A 19,400-nucleotide genomic window follows, 5' to 3' on the forward strand; every position below is an offset into this window, starting at 1 on the left:
CTTCTCTCAGGTAGGTGAATACGCCAAGCGTACGTAAATGGGCGCGAAGGCTTCGGCCTGGGTGATTTCGATCAGGGTTTCTTTGGCCAGCTCCAGCAGGGCGATAAAGGTCACTACCAGCACCGGCACGCCCTGGGTCGTATCAAACAGGTTCTCAAACCCTACAAAGCGCTGCCCCTGCAGCTTTTTGAGCACGATGCTCATGTGTTCGCGCACCGAGAGCTCTTCCCGGCTGATCTTGTGGTGCTGCACCAGCTTGGCCCGCTTCAGGATGTCGCGCCAGGCACTCTGCAGCTCGTCCACCGACACATCGGGGAATCGGGGCTTGAGGCTCTGTTCGATGTAGGCGTTGGCCTTCAGGAAGTCGCGGCCGTATTGGGGAATGGCATTGAGTCGCGCGGCTGCGAGCTTCATCTGCTCGTATTCCAGCAGGCGCCGCACCAACTCGGCCCGGGGGTCTTCGGCCTCTTCGCCCTCTGCGGTCTTTTTGGGGGGCAGCAGCATGCGCGATTTGATCTCGATCAGCATGGCCGCCATCAGCAAATATTCGGCGGCCAGCTCCAGATTGCGCTTGCGGATCTGGTCTACGTAGACCAGATACTGTTTGGTCACGCTCAACATCGGGATGTCGAGGATGTTGAAATTCTGCTTGCGGATCAGGTAGAGCAGCAAGTCCAGCGGGCCTTCGAAGGCCTCCAGAAACACCTCCAGCGCGTCGGGTGGGATGTACAGGTCCTGCGGCATGGCGAACAGGGGCTCGCCATACAGGCGCGCCAAAGCCACCTGGTCCACCACGTCAGGCATGTGCCCGAGTTCGGCGCCCCCGGAGGATGCGCCTTCGGTGCTGGAAGTCATGTTGCTATTAAATCAGGAGCTACTCGCGCAGATTCTGCGGGCGCTGGGGCCTGATTGGATGCTTAGTCGTTCTTGGTCTGGTAGACGTAAGGCTTTTGCGCGACTTGGGCGCTGCGGAAGCCTTTCCAGGCCATGCGGTCTACCACTTTGTCCCACAGCAGGGCGCGGCCCTTGCGCTGCTCGGCTTCCAGGGTCGGCTTGGCGACCTTGAGCTGGTCGATGAACTGGGTGGCGTCAGAGCGGTAGTCGGGGCGGCGGAAGATGTTCATGGCAATGTCCTAGTTGGCAGGCATTTTAACGGTTGCAGTTGCTTCAGACTTTGTCAGTGCTCTGGCCGCTGCGCACCTGGTCTGCGTGTGGGTGTGGGGCCAGGGGCTGGGGTACGGTGCGTTCGGGGGCGTCGCGGTCCACCATCACCGTGTTGGCGAACTCATCGTTGGCGGATGTGGCTTTACGTTTCTTGAACCAGTTCAGGATGCCGCCTCCAAACGCCACTACCGCAATGACAGCCACTTTCCAGAACTTGGCCAGAAACACGGCCAGCGTGGCAAACAAGCCCAGTTTTTTGCCGACAGCGCCCACCACCAAGGCTGCAAGACCGTATTCGGCTACGCGGTCGGTGCTGGAATTGAAGTCGGCGTAGCGCTTGCCCTCGGCGAATTGCATCGCGTCCAGCAGCGTGTGGGCGGCGGGTTTGTAGGTCGGCAGCACGTTCAGGTCGGTCACCAGGTTCATGCTGAAGTAGCCTTCTCGGCCCAGGGCGAAGGTGTTGTAGTTCACGCCTTGGGGCTCGCTCTCCGCGGCACCTTTGTCGCGGGACGACATGGCCCAGGCCAGGCGGTGGGTCTTGGCGTCATACGTGGGCTTTTGTGCCCAGCCCAGAATTTCCATCTCGGGCACGCCCATCTTTTTGCGTTCGGCATTGGCGGCCTCGGTGCCGTCTTTGTAGCTTTGCAGCAGTTCGTCCACATCCCAGTTTTTGGCATCGTCGTCTTTGACGTAGCCTGAACGCTCAAAGCGGATGGTCATGAACCAGGGCGCGTCGCCATCGGGAAACACCAGGCCCTGCAGACGTTCGTCATTGCCGGGGTTGCCCATGGCATTGAGCACTCTGGCGGCGTGGGGCTGGGGAATGTAGGTGTGGCCCGCGGGCAGTGCCAAGGTGCCTTGCACGGTGTCCTGCACCTTGAGCGAAATTTGCGCCGGGCCCGCCTGGGCAGCCGCTTTGGCTTCCGCCCAGATGCGTTCTGATTCTTCCTTGCTGATAGCTTGTGCGCCTGCCGTGGCGTGCCAGATGAACGCCAACGCGAACAATGCTTTCAAAAAACCATGTTTCATGGGGGCCTCGAGTGCGCGAGTCAAAAGAGAGTGCATTCTGGCATGCCCTGTGGCTGCAATCCGGGTGCAAGGCAGGCGGGTTATCCTCGGATGTATGAGCACTTTTGACTTTTCTTCTGCCGACATTGCTGCCCTGGCGCAGGCTGATGTGGCGCGCGCTTTGTCTGAAGACGTGGGCGCTGGCGACCTGACCGCTTCGTTGATCGACCCCACCCGCCGTGCCCGTGCGCGCGTTCTGGCCCGCGAGTCGGCCGTCATTTGCGGCGAGCCGTGGGCCACCGCCGCCGTGCGGGCTCTGGACCCCTCGGCCGCCCTCATCTGGCATGTGCGCGAAGGCCAACGCTGCCAGCAAGACCAAGTGGTGGTCGAGATGGAAGGCAACGCACAAGCCCTGCTGACCGCGGAGCGCACGGCGCTGAACTTTTTGCAGCTGCTCAGCGCAGTGGCCACCAAAACCGCCACTTTTGTGGATGCAGTTGACGAAGTGCCCGGCAACCGTGCCGCCATCGTGGACACTCGCAAAACCATTCCCGGCTTGCGCTTGGCGCAGAAGTACGCCGTCAAGATGGGTGGCGGCACCAACCACCGCATCGGCCTGCATGACGCCGTGCTGATCAAGGAAAACCACATCGCCGCTGCTGGTGGCGTGACCGCAGCACTGCAACGCGCCACCCAGTTTGCCGCCACCGCCAAGTTCATCGAGGTGGAAGTGGAGACGCTAGAACAACTGCGCGAAGCGCTGGATTGCGGCGCCAAGATGGTGCTGCTGGACAACATGACGCTGGCCCACCTCGTTCAGGCCGTGGCCATCAATGCCGGCCGCGCGATTCTGGAAGTGTCCGGCGGCGTGAACCTGGACACCGTGCGGGCGATTGCCTCCACCGGCGTGGACCGCATCTCCATCGGCGCGCTCACCAAAGATGTCAAGGCGACCGACTTTTCCATGCGATTTGAGGACCTGTGATGAGCGCCAGTGATGTGATCGACGTGGAGTACGAGCAGCCAGCCTGCTCTACCAAGCATGCCTGGGCCCGCGTGCCCGTGGAACCCACCCCGGATGAACGCAGCGCGCTCAAAGACAAGATCAAGCGCCTGCTCAAAGAAAAGAATGCGGTCATGGTCTCGCACTATTACGTGCACCCCGACCTGCAGGATCTGGCCGAAGATACCGGCGGCCTGGTGAGCGATTCGCTGGAGATGGCCCGCTTCGGCCGCGACCACAGCGCGCAAACGCTGGTGGTGTCAGGCGTGAAGTTCATGGGCGAGACCAGCAAAATTTTGTCGCCGCACAAGACCGTGCTGATGCCAGACCTGGATGCCACCTGCTCGCTGGACCTAGGCTGCCCTATCAGTGAATTCAACGCCTTTTGCGACGCCCACCCCGACCGCACTGTGGTGGTCTACGCTAACACCAGCGCGGCCGTGAAGGCGCGTGCCGACTGGTTGGTGACCAGCAGCTGTGCGCTGGATATCGTGAAAGCGCTCAAAGACAAGGGCCAGAAGATTCTGTGGGCGCCCGACAAGCACCTGGGTGGTTACATCCAGCGCGAGACCGGCGCTGATATGGTGTTCTGGGAAGGCGCTTGCATCGTGCATGACGAGTTCAAGGCCTTTGAGCTGGAAGCGCTGATCAAGGAGCACCCCCAAGCCAAGGTGCTGGTGCACCCCGAGTCGCCGAAAGAGGTGGTGGCCCTGGCGCATGCCGTGGGTTCCACGAGCGCCATCCTCAAGGCCGCGCAGACCCTGGACGCTGAAACCTTCATCGTGGCCACCGACAACGGCATGCTGCACAAGCTGCGCACGCTCAACCCCGGCAAGACCTTCATCGAAGCCCCCACAGCGGGCAACAGCGCCACCTGCAAAAGCTGCGCCCACTGCCCCTGGATGGCCATGAACGGCTTGGCCGGTGTGGCGCGGGTGCTGGAACACGGACTGAATGAAGTCCATGTGGAAGCCCGCTACCTCGACCGCGCGCGCCTGCCGATTGACCGGATGCTGGCGTTTACCGCTGCGCTGAAAAATGGGCAGCCGGTGGGCGGATTGATCCCGAATATCGGGGCGGCCTGAGGTCATTGTGGCGTGGGAAGCGGGAAAGCAGCTGCGTCTATGGGCGCAGGGGGTGAAGCGGGATGGAGTCACCCTGTGGTTTGCCGCAAAATGTCCGGGGACACCTTGGTACGCCAAAGCACTGGGCGCCTTCGTAGTGGCATATGCACTGAGTCCTATCGATTTGATTCCGGATTTCATTCCGGTTCTCGGCTATCTTGATGATGTTCTGTTACTGCCGGTACTGATCTGGCTGACGGTCAAGTTATTGCCAGAGGAAGTTTTGAACGACTGTCGTCAGCAAGCTGATGCATGGATGCAAAAACAAGGCTCCAAACCTCGCAGCACGGCCGGGCTGGTCTTGGTTGTCGCCGTTTGGATGGCGGCGGCTGCGCTGGTTTATGGAGCATTGCGAGGTGTTTTCTAGGCGTGCTCTGGTAGTCCTCTTTGCCGACGGGATAACGCCGACGTCTTGCACATACTGTCCACTCAACTCGTAAGGCTAGCTTCCCAATTGCGGTTGTTACCGCCTATCATGCCTCTTTTTCGGCGTTCCAAAAGGCGGGCATGGTCACGCATCAGAGTTCAATCAGCGGGTTAAGCGGTTGGCAATTCTCCCGGGAATTCGGGTTGCGTATGCTGGTACTCGCGGTTTGCTATTTCCTGGCGGGCCGAGTGGGTCTGGAGCTCGCGACATTCGGTACTCTCGTCACGCTGGTGTGGATGCCTACGGGCATCGCCGTCGCTGCACTTTTCCGATGGGGATGGCAGTACTGGCCTGCCATCTGGCTGGGCGCTCTGGCCGTCAATTTTTCGGTGAGTGCGAGTCTGGGCCTCAGCTTGGGTGTATCCATCGGCAACACCCTGGCCCCGTTGATCGCGGCAAAGGCACTTCAACGATGGCGATTCAATCCTGACATCGGTAGCGCGCGTGACGTACTGGTTTTTGTGGGTGTCGCATCCCTTTTGAGCATGACAGTAAGCGCGTCTGGCGGAGCAATGACCTTGCTTGTCGGTCAGAGCATTGCAGCCACCCAAGTCGGATATGCCTGGTTCACTTGGTGGCTGGGCGATGCTGTGGGAGTCGTATTGGCGGGTATGGCACTCGTGACATACCGCCACGAGCACTACAAACGACTCATCAGGGGCTCAAAACGCAAGGTCTTGTTGGTGTCTGTTCTGTGGGTTGCGTTCATCGGCATCGCCTGGATGACTGTGCCTAACCACCCCGTTGGCCAGATTTTGTCGCTGACCTTTCCAGTGGGGGTGTTGGTATGGATCGCATTTCAGCTCGGACCGTCGCCAGCGGCCTCTGCTGTGCTGGGGCTTTCCATACTCGGCTCATGGGCTTTGGTGAATGGGTGGGGGCCTTTCGCCGATCCCCAGCTGTATCTGGCTATTACCAAGTTCTGGGCATACATGAACACCGTGGCCATTCTGGTGTTGCTGGTATCCGCCTTGAATGCCGAGCGGGGACATGTGTACCAAAGCCTTGCGCGCAGCGAGGCGCGGTTCCGGAGCCTGACCCAACTGTCCGCAGATTGGTATTGGGAACAGGATGCCGAGTTCAAGTTCGTGCGGATCATTGATGAATCCCGGAATTCCTATCCCTTGGCCAAAGACGAACTCATAGGGCACACGCGATGGGACATACCCGCTGTGAACCTGGATGAAGCCTCTTGGAGCGCGCACAAGGCCACTCTTGCCGCCCATTTGCCTTTTTATGATTTTGAGATTGCTCGAAAAGACAGGTCGAATGAAGTGCGTTGGTCCAGCATCAGTGGAATCCCGATCCGCGATCCTGATGGCACGTTCACGGGCTACTATGGCATCGGCAAAGACATTACCCAGAAAAAACGCGCGCAGGATGCCGTGAGCCGGCTGGCCCACTTCGACAAATTGACAGGCCTGCCCAACCGGCTCCTTTTCATGGATCGCTTGCAGATTGAAGTGCAGCGCGGCAAACGAACGGGGCATCAGGTGGGTGTTCTGCTTCTGGACATCGATCACTTCAAGGAGGTGAATGACACGTTGGGTCATGACGAAGGTGACTTGCTCCTGCAGCAGGCTGCTTTGCGGGTCAGTGGCTGCCTGCGGGAGACTGATGTTGCAGCGAGGCTGGGCGGCGATGAGTTCGCAGTGATTGTGACCGCGATTGAGGATGTACCTGACGTTGAGCGGATCGCAGAGAAGATTTTGGATACATTCACGGCCCCCTTTCAACTCAACGCTGGCAAAGGCTATGTCTCCGCCAGTATTGGCATCGCCCTGTACCCCAGTGATGAAACGCAGATTGATGATTTGCTCAAGGCGGCGGATCAAGCGATGTACGCAGCCAAATCGGCGGGACGAAACCGCTTTAACTTTTTTACCCGTGAGCTTCAACTCCAAGCGCAAAACCGGCAATGGCTGACCAGTGCGTTGTATGAGGCTTTGCGGACCGAGCAGTTTTCAGTCGTCTACCAACCCATTGTGGAGCTGGCTACCAGCACGTGCCACAAAGCAGAAGCCTTGGTACGCTGGCACCACCCGAGCCGGGGCAACATCAGCCCTGCGGAGTTCATTGGCGTTGCGGAATCCTGTGGCCTCATCGTGCCGCTGGGGCAATGGGTCTTTAGCCAAGCGGCGCTGGAGGTTCAACGTATCCGTGGGGCGTTGGATAGGCGTTTCCAAATCAGCGTCAACAAATCGCCCGTTCAGTTCAATGATGTGGACAAGACCCACATCCCTTGGTCACAACACCTGGAGCATCTCGGCTTACCCTGTGACAGCATCATTGCCGAGATTACTGAAGGGCTGCTGCTCGAGGACAAGCCAATCGTGGCTACACGGCTCAAAGAGTTTCAGCAAACAGGTGTTCAAGTTGCTCTGGACGACTTTGGAACCGGCTTTTCGTCGCTGGCTTATCTTCAAAAATACGATATCGATTACCTCAAGATCGACCAAGTATTCATTCGCAACCTCTCTCCGGGATCCAAGGAACTGGCACTCTGCGAGGCCATTGTGGTGATGGCCCACAAACTCAACCTCAAGGTGATCGCTGAAGGTGTGGAGACCCAAGAACAACGGGACCTTTTGTTTTCGGCCGGGTGCGACTTCGCCCAAGGCTACTTTTTTGCCAGGCCCATGTCCGGCGAAGCGCTGCACAGCTATTTGGCGACACAACCCGCAATGCAACCGCCTCCGGTGCTCATCTAAGCCTGATTCGATTTCAGCATTTCGCGCATTACCAATGGGTGAAGCGTCATACAACCTTCACAAACTAGTCATTCAATAGGGTTTACCCGCCCCGATCTGGGGTGCTTCCACCCTTGAGGTTTGCCATGCGCGTATCCACCCGGCTGTTTGTGTTGGTTGCCAGTCTGGCGGCCTTGTTACTGGTGATAGGCGGCTTTGGTGTTTATGGGGCGCGGCAGTCCAACGACGCGTTGCGCATGGTGTACCAGGAGCGCACGGTGCCCGCAGTGGCACTGGGGCAGATTGATGCGCTGACCTTCAGCAGCCGCATGCATGTGGCACAGGCCTTGGCCAACCCCTTGCCCGATGTGATTGCGTTCAGCGTCAAAGAAATTGCCGCCAACCAAAAACAAATTGCCGGTACCTGGGCCCAGTACCGCGAGCACCCGCTCGATGGAGAGGCTGAGGCTTTGGCCGCTGATTGGGAAAAAGCATTCAAAGCGTATGACGATCAAGGCCTCAAGCCCGCCCTGACCGCCTTGCTGGAGAACGACATCACCACCGCGCAGGCCGCCATGGTGGAGAAAATGACGCCCTTGTCTGCGCCCGTGAACCGCAGTATTCAGGCGCTGCAACAAATCCAGATTGAAGGCGCCAGGACGGAGTTTGAAGCCGCTGGCACCCGCTATCGTGCGCTGTGGTGGGGCAGTGTGGGTCTGATCGGTTTCGGGCTGCTCTGCGCCATCACGTTCGGATGGAGCACCGTGCGCAGCATCACCGCACAACTGGGCTGCGAGCCGGCGCAAGCCAACGAGGTTGCGCAGCGCTTGAGCGCAGGCGATTTCAGCGCGGATTTGCGCACCGCGGCGGCCCCCCACAGCCTGATGGCACAACTCGGAGAGATGCAACACAGCCTGAGCGAGGTGGTGGCGCGTGTGCGCCAGTCGTCCGAAGCGGTGTCGGGTGCGAGTGTCGAAATCGCCTCCGGCAACCACGACCTCTCCAGTCGCACCGAGCAGCAAGCGGGGGCCATTCAGCAAACGGCCGCTTCCATGGAGGCGCTGGGCGATACCGTACGGGTGAATGCCCAACGCGCTGCGCGTGCAGATGAGTTGGCGCGCACTGCGTCCAACGCAGCCACCCAAGGCGGCGAAGTGGTCGCCAATGTGGTGAGCACCATGCAGGAAATCAACGACAGCTCGCGCCGCATTGTGGACATCATCAGTGTGATCGACGGGATTGCGTTCCAGACCAACATCCTGGCGCTGAACGCCGCGGTGGAGGCAGCGCGTGCCGGTGAACAAGGGCGGGGCTTTGCAGTCGTGGCCTCTGAGGTCCGTTCGTTGGCCGGTCGCTCTGCGGCTGCGGCCAAAGAAGTCAAAAGCCTGATCGACGCGAGCCTGGAGCGGGTGGAGCGTGGCAACGCGCTCGTGGCCAAGGCAGGGCAATCGATGTCGCAGGTGGTGGGCTCTATCCGCCATGTGACCGACATCATGGGCGAGATCAGCGCAGCCAGTACGGAGCAAAGCACCGGCGTGCAACAGGTGGGGCAAGCGATTGCGCTTATCGACCAGACTACGCAGCAAAACGCCGCCATGGTGGAAGAAATAGCCGCTGCGGCCAGCGGCCTGCGGCATGAGGCGCAGCAGTTGGTGGAGTCGGTGGCCTTCTTCAAACTGAGCAAGCAGCACCCCACACTGCAGGCACCTACAGTGCTCGCACTGCGCTGAGCGCCAGCCCCAAAAGGGCGCACGCAGCAATCACCTGCATCACGCTGCGCTTGTACTTGAAAAGCGCCACGCCCGCCGCAATGGCAATCGCGGCAGACACCGCGTCAAACCGGCCGGCAAAGCCCTGCGGCCACAGCAGGTGGTAGCCGAAGAACAGCGCCAGATTCAGGATCACACCCACTACGGCAGCGGTAATGGCAGTGAGCGGCGCGGTGAATTTGAGCTTGTTGTGGGTGGTCTCCACCAGCGGGCCGCCAGCCAGAATGAACACAAACGAGGGCAAAAAGGTGAACCAGGTCACCAGCGTGGCCGCCACGGCGCCGGCCAGAAACAGCTGGTCCGGCCCGAACACCGCTTTCACATAGCCCCCCACAAAACCCACAAAGGCCACCACCATGATCAGCGGGCCCGGCGTGGTTTCGCCCAAGGCCAATCCGTCCATCATCTGGGTGGGGGTGAGCCAGCCGTAGTGGCCCACCGCGCCCTGAAACACATAGGGCAGCACCGCATAGGCCCCGCCGAAGGTGAGCAGCGCGGCCTTGGTAAAGAACCAGCCCATCTGGGTCAGTGTGTGGTCCCAGCCGAACTGCAGGCTCAGCCAGCCCATGGGCAGTGCCCACAGCGCGGCACCACTTGCTACCACCACGCCGAGCCGGCTCCAACGAAAGAGCGCGTGCGCCGGTGTGGGGGTGTCGTCATCAATGAGCGCCGGGCCCTGGCTGGCCTTGCCAGCGCCGTGCCCGCCGCCCAGCTGAAACAGTTGCGGCGCCCAGCGCCCGCCCGCCCAGCCGATGGCAGCCGCAGACAGCACGATGAGCGGGAAGGGCAGCTGCAAGGCAAAGATGGCCACAAACGATGCCGCTGCAATCGCCCAGAGCGCGCCATTCTTGAGGGCGCGCGAGCCGATGCGGTGAGCGGCCTGCACCACGATGGCCGTCACCGCCGGCTTGATGCCGTAGAAGATGCCCGCCACCCAGGCCACATCGCCATACGCGATGTACACCCATGACAGGCCCACCAGCATGAACAGCGAGGGCAGCACAAACAAGCCACCTGCCACCACGCCGCCCCAAGTGCGGTGCATAAGCCAGCCTATGTAGGTGGCCAGCTGCTGCGCCTCCGGGCCGGGCAGCACCATGCAGTAGTTCAGGGCGTGCAAAAAGCGCTTCTCGGAAATCCACCGCCTGCGCTCCACCAGCTCCTGGTGCATCATGGCAATCTGGCCAGCGGGCCCGCCAAAGCTCACCCAACCCAGCTTCCACCAGAACAGCAATGCCTGCCAGAAAGAAACCGCTTGCGGGGCGTCGGGGCTGTGGGGAGTTGGGGTGCTTGGCATAAGGTTTGCGGTGCAGGCCCAGGGAAGGCCAAGGTCAAAAGTTTAAGGCTTTTAGGCCTATGGCGCCCGTAGAATGTTCGCGAGCAGCTATCAAAAACAGAGCAAATTTGGAATGTTCTTATGACGGATTTATCTACCTTCCCCATCACCGCCAAATGGCCCGCCCAACACCCCGACCGCCTGCAGCTGTACTCGCTGCCCACGCCCAACGGCGTGAAGGTGAGCATTGCGCTCGAAGAGCTGGGCCTGCCCTACGAGGCACACAAGGTCAGCTTTCAGACCAACGACCAGACCACGCCGGAGTTCTTGTCCCTCAACCCCAACAACAAAATCCCCGCCATCCTGGACCCGCAAGGCCCCGGTGGCCAGCCGCTGGCGCTGTTTGAGTCCGGCGCCATCCTGATCTATCTGGCCGACAAAACCGGCAAGCTGCTACCTGCCGACCCTGCGCAGCGCTACCAGGCCATTCAGTGGCTCATGTGGCAGATGGGCGGCCTGGGGCCCATGTTCGGGCAGCTGGGTTTCTTCCACAAATTCGCCGGCAAAGACTATGAAGACAAGCGCCCGCGCGACCGCTATGTTGCCGAGAGCAAGCGCCTGCTGGGCGTGCTGAACCAGCACCTCAAGGGCCGCACCTGGTTGATGGGGGACGACTACACCGTGGCCGACATTGCGATCTTCCCGTGGGTGCGCAACCTGGTGGGGTTCTACGAAGCGGGCGATCTGGTGGGCTTTGCCGATTTCCCTGAAGTGGCCCGCGTACTGGCTGCGTTTGTGGCACGCCCTGCCGTGGTGCGGGGCTTGGCGGTTCCGGCATGAGTGCGCAGGCGCCGCACATCCTGGTGGTGGATGACAACCCCATTAACCGCATGATGGCCGCCCGCCTGCTCAAGGAGGCCGGTTACACCGGCATGCTGGTGGACGACGGCCTCAAGGCGCTGGCCGCCCTGCAGGCCCACCAGTTTGACGGGGTGCTGCTGGACGAGAGCATGCCCAACCTGGACGGTACCGGTGTGCTCAAGGAAGTGGCCAAGTGGCGAGCCACCGGCAAACTGGTACCCCCCATCATGATGGTCACTGGCAACGATTTACCGTCAGATGTGGCCCGTTTCCGCGAACTTGGCGCCAAAGGGCTGATTCCCAAGCCACTTACCCGGGAAAATTTGCAACGCGGGCTCTCTTTGATAAGGCAAATACCATAGGGGCAAACCCCGTCAGTTTTGAGTCACATATTTCACCTAAAGTGATTTAATCCACGTAAGCTTGTGTACGGTTGAGTGTTAGTTGTCACAGTTTTTGCTTAGATTGAGTCATCGTTTGGAGCCGTGATCAATGAATAAGACCTCCGTCAGCCTCGTATCGGCTGCGCCTGCCAGCAAACCTGCCCCCATCGGCCTTTTTGGCGCCCATGGCATCTGGGCCTTGGGTGTTCACATCATGCGAAGCATCAACTTCGCAGCCAAGGCACTGATCGTTTCTCTTTTGTTCGCGCTCCCCATTGCCTGGCTGTCGTGGAGCTATTTTTCGGCCCAAAAGGCGGCTATCGACTTTTCCATGAAAGAGCGGGACGGCGTGCGCTATTTGCAGGCCGCCAGCCCGGTGCTGCAAAAGGCGCTGCAATTGCGGGCCACGCCGGCCGAAGCCAGTGCCCCGTTGGCGGATGCCATGGACAAGGCCTACGCCAACCTGGAAAAAGTGCAATCCGAGCTGGGTGACAGCCTGGGCACTGCCAGTGCATTCGATGCACTCAAGCAAGCGCGCACTGCCGCCAAGAGCCAGGGTGGCGAAGCCTTGGAGCGCTTCATCAAAAACACGGCCCACATCCAGGCCCTGATCGCGGTCATGACCACCGCCACCGATGGCTCCAACCTGACCTTGGACCCGGACATCGACAGCTACTACGTGATGGACGCGGCAGCCTTCCGCCTGCCGGACCTGATGGAGCGCATCGGCCTGATCCGTGCAGCCGGTGCGGCTGCCTTGCGGGATGGCAAGCTCAGTCCCGAGTTCCATAGTGCGATCGACAAGGCGATGGCTATCTCGGAGTTCCACCAGACCAATATGCTGGCCGGGCTGGGTAAGTCGATTTTGCAGACCCCCGAGTTGAGCTCGCGCATCCAGATCGGCGAAGCGCGTGACAGCGCCCAGAAGTTTTTGGACACAGTGAGCAACGGCCTGCTGATGGCCGCGGAGCGCGATCCTGCAGGCTTGGCGGTGTTTGTCGCCCAAGGGGATGCGGCCTTTGCCGCCCAGTCTGCATTGCTGGACCGCTTGCTGCCCATTCTGGACGAGTTGATTCAGAAGCGTGTGGACGCAGCCCAGCGTCAGGTCAACATCACCATCGTCATCCTGATCGTGACCTTGTTGCTTGCGGGTTATGCCTTCTACACCTTCTACCTCGTCACCCGCGGCGGTTTGCGCCTGATCAGCCAGCACCTGCAGGAAATGGCCGAAGGCGATTTGCGCCGCGCACCCAGCCAGCCTTGGGGTAAAGATGAGCCGGCTGCGGTCATTGTGGATTTGCGCAAGGCCTACGACTCGCTGCACCTGCTGATTCGCAAGGTGCGCCACTCTGCGCGCGACCTGACTGGCACCAGCGGCGAAATCGCGCGCGCCAGTCTTGATTTGTCACAGCGCACCGAGTCCGCTGCAGCCGCGCTGGAGCAGCAGGCGGCCACGATGGAGGAGATTGGCTCCTCGGTGCAAGCTATGGCAGACAACTCCAAAGATGCCGCCGTGCTGGCCCGCGAAAACGCCAGCGTCGCGCAGAAGGGTGGCGAGGTGATCCGCGATGTCGTGTCGGTCATGAGCGCCATCAACAGCTCCTCGCAAAAGATCGGCGACATCATTTCGGTGATCGACGGCATTGCCTTCCAGACCAACATCCTGGCGCTCAATGCGGCGGTGGAAGCCGCCCGTGCCGGCGAGCAGGGCCGTGGCTTTGCCGTGGTGGCCAGCGAAGTACGGGTGCTGGCCCAGCGCTCTGCGGCGGCGGCCAAGGAAATCAAGGATTTGATCAACACCAGCGTGCAAAACGTGGAGCAGGGCACCAAAGTGGTCAGCGGTGCCGGCCTGACCATGGACGAAATTCTGGGTAACGCCAATCGCATTAACGACCTGCTCAATGAAATCGCTGTGGGTTCCCGCGAGCAGGCTAACGGCGTGAGCCAATCGGTATCCGCCATCCAGTTGCTGGAGCAGAGCACGCAACAAAACGCCGCTCTGGTGGAAGAAACCAGTGCGGCTGCCGGCGCTCTCAGCGACCAGTCGGACGGCCTGATGCGCGAAATTGCCAACTTCCGGGTCGCTTAGTAAGCAGTTCTTCAGTCTCGGAAGGTAATTTGATGGTTTTTCAACCAAGGCACTGAAGCATGGAAAATGACAGCTTCCTCATCCGCCGAATGCGGGCGCTGTCTTTCAAAGGGAAGGCGAGGGTCGTCCTCGCGTTCTTCTGTGTGCCGCTCCTCCTCTTCACGGTGATCAGCACCGCGAGGTACCTGGAGGAGAGCAACACCCTTGCCGCGGAAGTTCAGGGAACACAAAGCCTCCGGCCACTGCTTCTGGACCAACTGAAGGCCGCTGACTTGGCTGGTGGCGCAGAGCCGATGACCAGAGACGAGTGGCAGCGCCGCTCGATGGAATTGGCCCGCATGGAGAAGGCGGCCTACCGTATCGGTGATGAATCCGGCCTGATTCTCGACACCGAACTGCACACCCTGTACCTGAGCCTGATCACGGTCCAGGTCATGCCCCGCCTGATCAACGCCAGTGCAGAGCTCAAAGCCATACAGCGCGGGGTAGCCAACCCGCAGGGCCCCGCGTTTTGGGTGTCGGTGGTGTTGGGGCAAATCGATTCGCTGGAGCGCTACACCCGTACGGCGAACGACACCCTGGGTTTCGTCACACTGGACACCGCTGCGATTCAACCGGTCCGTCAGGCTTTGTTGGCGCTCAAGAATCCGGCTAATCAGGCCATTGGCCCGGGTCAGGATGCGTTGGTTGGCTTGCAGGGTTTTCTGGAGGCGAGGGTCCTGTTGGTTACCAACACCCTCGAGATTGCCTTGGCCAAGCGCCAGCGGGATTTGCTGTCCAGAAACCTGTGGCTGGCGTTTTTGGTTGGTTTCTCACTGCTGGCCTGTGTGGTCTGTTTCTATGTGTTTTACGAGGGCACGGTCCGCGACATTGAGCAACAGCGCAAGATCGACTCTGAGCTGCGGCACGCCAAGGTGAACGCAGAGCGTCTCAGTCAGGTGAAAAGTGAGTTTCTGTCCAACATGAGCCACGAGATACGCACGCCGATGAATGGCGTGCTGGGCATGCTGGAGTTGGCTAGGGGTTCCTCAGATGCCCAGGAGCAGCAGCATTACCTGGCTACGGCGCAAAACTCCGCGAGTGCCTTGCTCAAAATCCTGAATGAGATTCTGGATTACTCCAAGCTGGAGGCTCACCACATGCAACTCGAGAGCAGTGCATGGGATCTGCGCGCGTTGCTTGAAGAGCTCAAGGTCGTCTATACCAACCGCTGCGTGCAGAAGCAGCTTGAATTCGCACTCCATCTCGATGCGCAGGTACCCCCATGTGTCGTGGGTGATGCGCTGCGAACCCGCCAGATTCTTACCAACCTGCTGGAGAACGCGGTCAAGTTCACCGAAGTTGGGCATGTGCACCTGAGTGTGCGGGTGGGCAAGTATTCCAAAGCGAAGGACACGCTGGTTTTTGAGGTCAAAGACACCGGTATCGGGGTGCCGCTGAATCAACAGGCCAGCATATTCAAGGCATTTGAGCAGGCAGATGCGTCCACCACGCGGCGCTTCGGTGGCACGGGATTGGGGTTGAGCATTTGCGCGGAGCTGGCCCGCTTGATGCAGGGCGCTTTGACAGTGCGAAGCGCGCCCGGCCAGGGGAGCACCTTTTGTCTGGAAGTGCCCCTGCAGCCTGCCTTGAAGCCTGGTGGTGCCAATGCCAACTTGCCGGAGGCGCTGGCAGACCCCGCACCGCAAAAGCCGGCAGACGAAGTGCCGGTATTCAACAGGCCCTTGCTGGTGCTGCTGGTGGAGGACCACAAGGTGAACCAGATACTGGCCAAGACACTGCTCGGCCGGTGGGGGCATGCCGTGACCATTGCAGAGAACGGCCAGGAGGCCGTGGACATCTTCCCGACCAAGCCCTGGGATCTGGTTTTGATGGATCTGCAAATGCCGGTCATGGGCGGCAAAGAAGCTACCCTCCTGATTCGCCAGATAGAACCTGCCGGGCGCAGAACCCCCATCATTGCCCTGTCAGCCAGCGCCTTGCATGAGGACCTCCTGGATTGCCAAAGCGCCGGGATGGACGACCATTTGGCGAAGCCGTACTCCGCTGCCAGCTTGGCCAATATGCTTCGCAAGCATACGGTTTGATGCAAAAAGAGCTGCTGGCGCACGTGGGATGTGCGCGAGCAGCTCCTGATTTCATAGCGGTCTGGCTTGAAATCAATCCTCCACAAACGCCTCCTCCCGCTTGGCCTTGATGGAAGGCAGCATCACCACCACCAGAAGAGCCAGCGCCGCCACCAACAGGCTGGCTGAGAGTGGCCGGGTGACGAACACACTCCAGTCCCCACGGGAGAGCAGAAGCGCCCGGCGCAAGTACTCCTCCATCATCGGCCCCAGAATAAAGCCCAGCAAAAGCGGAGCGGGTTCTGTGCCCAGCTTGATGAACAGATACCCGATCACCCCGAACAGACCCACCATCCAGATATCGAAGGTGTTGTTGTTGGTCGAATACACCCCGATCGCACAGAACAGCACGATAGAAGGGAACAACCAGCTGTAAGGCACAGTAAGCAGCTTGATCCAGATCCCGATCAAAGGCAGGTTCAGGATCACCAGCATCAGGTTGCCGATCCACATGGAAGCAATCAGACCCCAGAAGAGCTCGGGGTTACTTGTCATCACCTGCGGTCCGGGCTGGATGTTGTGGATGGTCATCGCACCCACCATCAGGGCCATCACCGCATTCGGTGGGATACCCAGGGTCAGCAGAGGAATGAAAGAAGTCTGGCTTCCTGCGTTGTTCGCCGACTCAGGCGCGGCCACCCCGCGGATGTTGCCCTTGCCGAAAGGCACTTCACCGGGACGCAGCTTGGTCTTCTTCTCCAGGGTGTAGGCCGCAAAGGCCGCCATCACCGCACCACCACCGGGCAAGATACCCAGCACCGAACCCAAAGCGGTACCCCGCAGCACAGCGGGGAACATGTCCTTGAAGTCCTGTTTGGTAGGCAAGAGACCGGAAACAGAAGCCGAGAAGACTTCACGTTCACTCTCGCTCTTGGCCAGGTTGCTGATGATCTCGCCGTAGCCGAACACGCCCATGGCGATCACGATGAAGCCGATACCGTCGGTGAGCTCAGGGATATCAAAGCTGAAACGGGCCACACCGGAGTTCACATCGGTGCCCACCATGCCCAGCAAGAGCCCCAGCACAATCATGGCAATGGCCTTGAGCAGGGAGCCCGAAGCCAGCACCACCGCACCGATCAAGCCCAGAATCATCAGGCTGAAGTACTCGGCAGGGCCGAACTTGAAGGCCAGCTCGGTCAAGGGGCCTGCAAAGGCCGCCAGGATCAGGGTACCCACGCAACCGGCAAAGAAAGAACCCAAGCCCGCTGCAGCCAGCGCAGGACCTGCGCGTCCATTACGGGCCATCTGGTAACCGTCAATGACGGTCACCACCGACGAAGACTCGCCGGGCAGGTTCACCAGAATGGCGGTAGTCGATCCTCCGTACTGGGCGCCGTAGTAAATACCGGCCAGCATGATCAATGCCGCCACAGGAGGCAAGGCATAGGTGGCGGGCAGCAGCATGGCAATGGTGGCCAAGGGGCCGATGCCGGGCAAAACGCCGATCAAGGTACCCAGCAGACAGCCGATGAAGGCATAAATCAGGTTCTGGCCGGTGAAGGCCACACCGAAACCTAAGGAGAGGTGTTCAAAGAGTTCCATGTTGCAGTCTCAATAAGCCGTGATTAAGCGGTGATCAGGCAGTGAAGTACGCAGGCCAAACGGGGAACTGCAGCTTGAGGAGAACGATGAAGGCCACATAGCTCAAGAGCGCCAGGATGGTGGCCAGCACGGCGACTTCCTTGAACTTGTGTTCTTCACCTGCGTGGCTGGCGATGTAGGTGAGCAAATAGATGCCCACGATCAGGCCCAGGGGTTTGAGGCCAATCACGGGCAGTCCGCCGATGGATGCGCCGAACACCAGGTTGGCAGCGATGATGAAGAACAGGGGTTTCCAGGCGAATTTGCCTATCTTGTCGCCGTCAGGCGTGGGGGTGATCATGCTTTTAACGGCAATGGCACAGCCCAGCACGGCGAGCAGGATGCCCAGAATGAGCGGGAAGTAGCCCGGTCCCATTTTTGCTCCGCTGCCCAGCGTGTACTGGCTGGCGCCGGCAGCAAAGCTGCCTCCCACCACCGTGAACATCAGTCCGGCAAAGAAGTCTTTTTGACTTTGGATTTTCACGTTATGTCTCACTCATTATTTTTGGAAACGTGAAAGTGTTCAGTCCTTCAAAGAGTTCAGTACCCGGTCGACCATGACGCCGGCTTGGCCGAGGTTGTTCATCGGATCGCAGAAGCCCTCCAGCTGTTCGCGGGTGACGTGTTTGTTGATCTCTGGGTGCTCAGCCAACAGCTCAATCAGGTGGCGCTTTTGCTTGAGTGCTTCGCGGCAGATGTCGTAGACCAGGTCGTGCGCGTACTCACGACCGATGTAGGGGCCCATGCCCATCATCACGGCTTCGGACATGACGAGGCCATGGGTCATGTCGATGTTGCTACGCATCTGGGCGGCGTCCACTTCCAGGCCTGCCAGGATGAACTTGGTTTGCTTGAGTGCGCCGGACATCAGGCAGAAGATCTCGGGCATGGCCACCCATTCAATTTCCCACGGGCCGGTGGAGCGCTCGTGGTCCGCCACCATGGCGTCCATCAGGGACGCGGCCAACTGGCGCACCACCGAGATGTTGGCGTGGATGTAGAGGCAAGAAATCGGGTTGCGCTTTTGCGGCATGGTGGAGGACGAGCCACGGCCGGGGGCATAGGGCTCGAACACCTCGGCCACTTCGGTTTGCATGAGCAGCTTCACGTCCATGGCGATCTTGCCCAGCGAGCCACCCACAATGCCGAGGAACGCACCCACCTCTGCAAAGTTGTCACGCACGGTGTGCCAGGAGATCAGCGGTTGGCCCAGGCCCAGTTCTTTCATCAATCCGGCCTGGGTTTCCATGGCGCCGGTTTCCAGCGAGGACAAGGTGCCCGATGCGCCGCCGAATTCGCCGACCAACACACGGGGCTTGAGTTGCTCCAAACGCTCGCGGTGACGCTCAATGCCCGCGAGAATGCTGGCCATTTTGTAGCCGAAGGTGATGGGGGTGGCTTGTTGCAGGTTGCTGCGGCCGATGATGGGGGTGTCGCGGTGCGCTTTGGCCAGCTTGGCCAGCGAGCCCGAGATGTCTTTCAAGTCGGCTTCGACCAGGGCCAAAGCTTCGCGGATCTGCAGCACGGCGGCGGTGTCGGTGATGTCCTGGGTGGTTGCGCCCCAGTGGCAATACTCACCCAGCTTGTCGCGGCAGTTGGCGTTGATCTGGTTGACCACCGCAATGATGGGGTAGCCGATCTGCTCGGTTTTGGCCTTGAGCTTCACCCAATCGATCTGGCTGGGTTCGCAGTTCTTCACGATTTCGTCAGCTGCTTCTTTCGGGATGATGCCCAACTCGCCTTGCACTTTGGCCAGGGCACGCTCGATGTCGAGGTACTTGGCCGTGCGGTTTTCGTCCGACCAGACTTGGCGCATCGCGGTGTCGCTGAACATGTCGGTGAAGATCTTGGAGTCGATGATGGTGGAAGACATTTTGTTGTTCCTTCTGTTGAGAC

16 protein-coding genes are annotated in these 19,400 nt (G+C 60.0%); 9 read left to right on the forward strand and 7 right to left on the reverse strand.

Going from position 1 to position 19,400, the window contains the following annotated elements; all coding sequences use genetic code 11:
- Window positions 1-6: 6 nt before the first annotated feature.
- From RAN89_RS07815 to RAN89_RS07825, 3 genes are all read right to left on the reverse strand, one after another.
- Window positions 7-855, reverse strand: a complete 849-nt coding sequence (locus RAN89_RS07815; protein ID WP_313869030.1) for a segregation and condensation protein A — start codon at window positions 853-855, stop codon at window positions 7-9.
- A gap of 62 nt (window positions 856-917) precedes the next feature.
- Complete coding sequence (locus RAN89_RS07820) at window positions 918-1,124, reverse strand: DUF3460 family protein (protein WP_313869031.1); 207 nt, start codon at window positions 1,122-1,124, stop codon at window positions 918-920.
- Window positions 1,125-1,167: 43 nt separating this feature from the next.
- Window positions 1,168-2,193, reverse strand: coding sequence for a DUF2167 domain-containing protein (locus tag RAN89_RS07825; protein WP_313869032.1), 1,026 nt, complete (start codon window positions 2,191-2,193; stop codon window positions 1,168-1,170).
- Window positions 2,194-2,287: 94 nt separating this feature from the next.
- Between RAN89_RS07825 and nadC the strand changes: the two genes are divergently transcribed.
- The 5 genes from nadC (at window position 2,288) to RAN89_RS07850 (ending at window position 9,146) form a co-directional block, all read left to right on the forward strand.
- Complete coding sequence (gene nadC / locus RAN89_RS07830) at window positions 2,288-3,157, forward strand: carboxylating nicotinate-nucleotide diphosphorylase (RefSeq protein WP_313869033.1); 870 nt, start codon at window positions 2,288-2,290, stop codon at window positions 3,155-3,157.
- Entirely contained in the window at window positions 3,157-4,260 is a 1,104-nt protein-coding gene (nadA, locus tag RAN89_RS07835) for a quinolinate synthase NadA (RefSeq protein ID WP_313869034.1), read from the forward strand. Before nadC ends, nadA begins: the two co-directional genes overlap by 1 nt.
- 7 nt (window positions 4,261-4,267) lie before the next feature.
- Window positions 4,268-4,666: a YkvA family protein gene (locus tag RAN89_RS07840; protein ID WP_313869035.1), complete on the forward strand. Its 399-nt coding sequence runs from the start codon at window positions 4,268-4,270 to the stop codon at window positions 4,664-4,666.
- Window positions 4,667-4,875: 209 nt separating this feature from the next.
- Window positions 4,876-7,437, forward strand: a complete 2,562-nt coding sequence (locus RAN89_RS07845; protein ID WP_313869036.1) for a bifunctional diguanylate cyclase/phosphodiesterase — start codon at window positions 4,876-4,878, stop codon at window positions 7,435-7,437.
- Window positions 7,438-7,562: 125 nt separating this feature from the next.
- Entirely contained in the window at window positions 7,563-9,146 is a 1,584-nt protein-coding gene (locus RAN89_RS07850) for a methyl-accepting chemotaxis protein (protein WP_313869037.1), read from the forward strand.
- Here the strand turns inward: RAN89_RS07850 and chrA are convergent.
- Window positions 9,124-10,482 carry a chromate efflux transporter gene (gene chrA / locus RAN89_RS07855; protein WP_313869038.1) on the reverse strand — a complete coding sequence of 453 codons (1,359 nt, stop codon included), beginning with the start codon at window positions 10,480-10,482 and terminating at the stop codon, window positions 9,124-9,126. The genes RAN89_RS07850 and chrA overlap by 23 nt on opposite strands.
- Before the next feature lie 120 nt (window positions 10,483-10,602).
- On the opposite strand from chrA, the gene RAN89_RS07860 reads away from it, so the two are divergent.
- The 4 genes from RAN89_RS07860 (at window position 10,603) to RAN89_RS07875 (ending at window position 15,881) form a co-directional block, all read left to right on the forward strand.
- Window positions 10,603-11,301 (forward strand): glutathione S-transferase N-terminal domain-containing protein, encoded by a 699-nt coding sequence (locus RAN89_RS07860; RefSeq protein WP_313869039.1) that lies wholly within the window; start codon window positions 10,603-10,605, stop codon window positions 11,299-11,301.
- Complete coding sequence (locus RAN89_RS07865) at window positions 11,298-11,684, forward strand: response regulator (RefSeq protein WP_313869040.1); 387 nt, start codon at window positions 11,298-11,300, stop codon at window positions 11,682-11,684. Before RAN89_RS07860 ends, RAN89_RS07865 begins: the two co-directional genes overlap by 4 nt.
- A 130-nt stretch (window positions 11,685-11,814) precedes the next feature.
- On the forward strand, window positions 11,815-13,794 hold the full coding sequence (locus tag RAN89_RS07870) for a methyl-accepting chemotaxis protein (RefSeq protein ID WP_313869041.1): 1,980 nt from the start codon (window positions 11,815-11,817) through the stop codon (window positions 13,792-13,794).
- 59 nt (window positions 13,795-13,853) lie between these two features.
- Window positions 13,854-15,881, forward strand: coding sequence for an ATP-binding protein (locus tag RAN89_RS07875; RefSeq protein ID WP_313869042.1), 2,028 nt, complete (start codon window positions 13,854-13,856; stop codon window positions 15,879-15,881).
- Between the two features lie 72 nt (window positions 15,882-15,953).
- On the opposite strand, the gene RAN89_RS07880 is transcribed toward RAN89_RS07875, so the two are convergent.
- Genes RAN89_RS07880 through RAN89_RS07890 form a run of 3 tightly spaced genes read right to left on the reverse strand, consistent with a single transcriptional unit; the run spans window position 15,954 to window position 19,377 of the window.
- Window positions 15,954-17,465, reverse strand: a complete 1,512-nt coding sequence (locus RAN89_RS07880) for a tripartite tricarboxylate transporter permease (protein WP_313869043.1) — start codon at window positions 17,463-17,465, stop codon at window positions 15,954-15,956.
- A 34-nt stretch (window positions 17,466-17,499) separates the two neighbouring features.
- Window positions 17,500-17,988, reverse strand: coding sequence for a tripartite tricarboxylate transporter TctB family protein (locus RAN89_RS07885; protein WP_313868128.1), 489 nt, complete (start codon window positions 17,986-17,988; stop codon window positions 17,500-17,502).
- Window positions 17,989-18,027: 39 nt separating this feature from the next.
- Window positions 18,028-19,377 (reverse strand): class-II fumarase/aspartase family protein, encoded by a 1,350-nt coding sequence (locus RAN89_RS07890; RefSeq protein ID WP_313869044.1) that lies wholly within the window; start codon window positions 19,375-19,377, stop codon window positions 18,028-18,030.
- Between the last annotated feature and the right edge of the window lie 23 nt (window positions 19,378-19,400).

This window comes from Rhodoferax mekongensis (genome assembly GCF_032191775.1).
GTDB classification, from domain to species: domain Bacteria; phylum Pseudomonadota; class Gammaproteobacteria; order Burkholderiales; family Burkholderiaceae_C; genus Allorhodoferax; species Allorhodoferax mekongensis.

Coding starts and splice junctions, on each gene's coding strand:
- RAN89_RS07845 (WP_313869036.1), top strand. CDS start 4,876: ATGCTGGTACTCGCGGTTTGCTATTTCCTGGCGGGCCGAGTGGGTCTG.
- RAN89_RS07860 (WP_313869039.1), top strand. CDS start 10,603: ATGACGGATTTATCTACCTTCCCCATCACCGCCAAATGGCCCGCCCAA.
- nadC (WP_313869033.1), top strand. CDS start 2,288: ATGAGCACTTTTGACTTTTCTTCTGCCGACATTGCTGCCCTGGCGCAG.
- RAN89_RS07825 (WP_313869032.1), bottom strand. CDS start 2,193: ATGAAACATGGTTTTTTGAAAGCATTGTTCGCGTTGGCGTTCATCTGG.
- nadA (WP_313869034.1), top strand. CDS start 3,157: ATGAGCGCCAGTGATGTGATCGACGTGGAGTACGAGCAGCCAGCCTGC.
- RAN89_RS07875 (WP_313869042.1), top strand. CDS start 13,854: ATGGAAAATGACAGCTTCCTCATCCGCCGAATGCGGGCGCTGTCTTTC.
- RAN89_RS07880 (WP_313869043.1), bottom strand. CDS start 17,465: ATGGAACTCTTTGAACACCTCTCCTTAGGTTTCGGTGTGGCCTTCACC.
- RAN89_RS07865 (WP_313869040.1), top strand. CDS start 11,298: ATGAGTGCGCAGGCGCCGCACATCCTGGTGGTGGATGACAACCCCATT.
- RAN89_RS07870 (WP_313869041.1), top strand. CDS start 11,815: ATGAATAAGACCTCCGTCAGCCTCGTATCGGCTGCGCCTGCCAGCAAA.
- RAN89_RS07890 (WP_313869044.1), bottom strand. CDS start 19,377: ATGTCTTCCACCATCATCGACTCCAAGATCTTCACCGACATGTTCAGC.
- RAN89_RS07820 (WP_313869031.1), bottom strand. CDS start 1,124: ATGAACATCTTCCGCCGCCCCGACTACCGCTCTGACGCCACCCAGTTC.
- RAN89_RS07815 (WP_313869030.1), bottom strand. CDS start 855: ATGACTTCCAGCACCGAAGGCGCATCCTCCGGGGGCGCCGAACTCGGG.
- chrA (WP_313869038.1), bottom strand. CDS start 10,482: ATGCCAAGCACCCCAACTCCCCACAGCCCCGACGCCCCGCAAGCGGTT.
- RAN89_RS07850 (WP_313869037.1), top strand. CDS start 7,563: ATGCGCGTATCCACCCGGCTGTTTGTGTTGGTTGCCAGTCTGGCGGCC.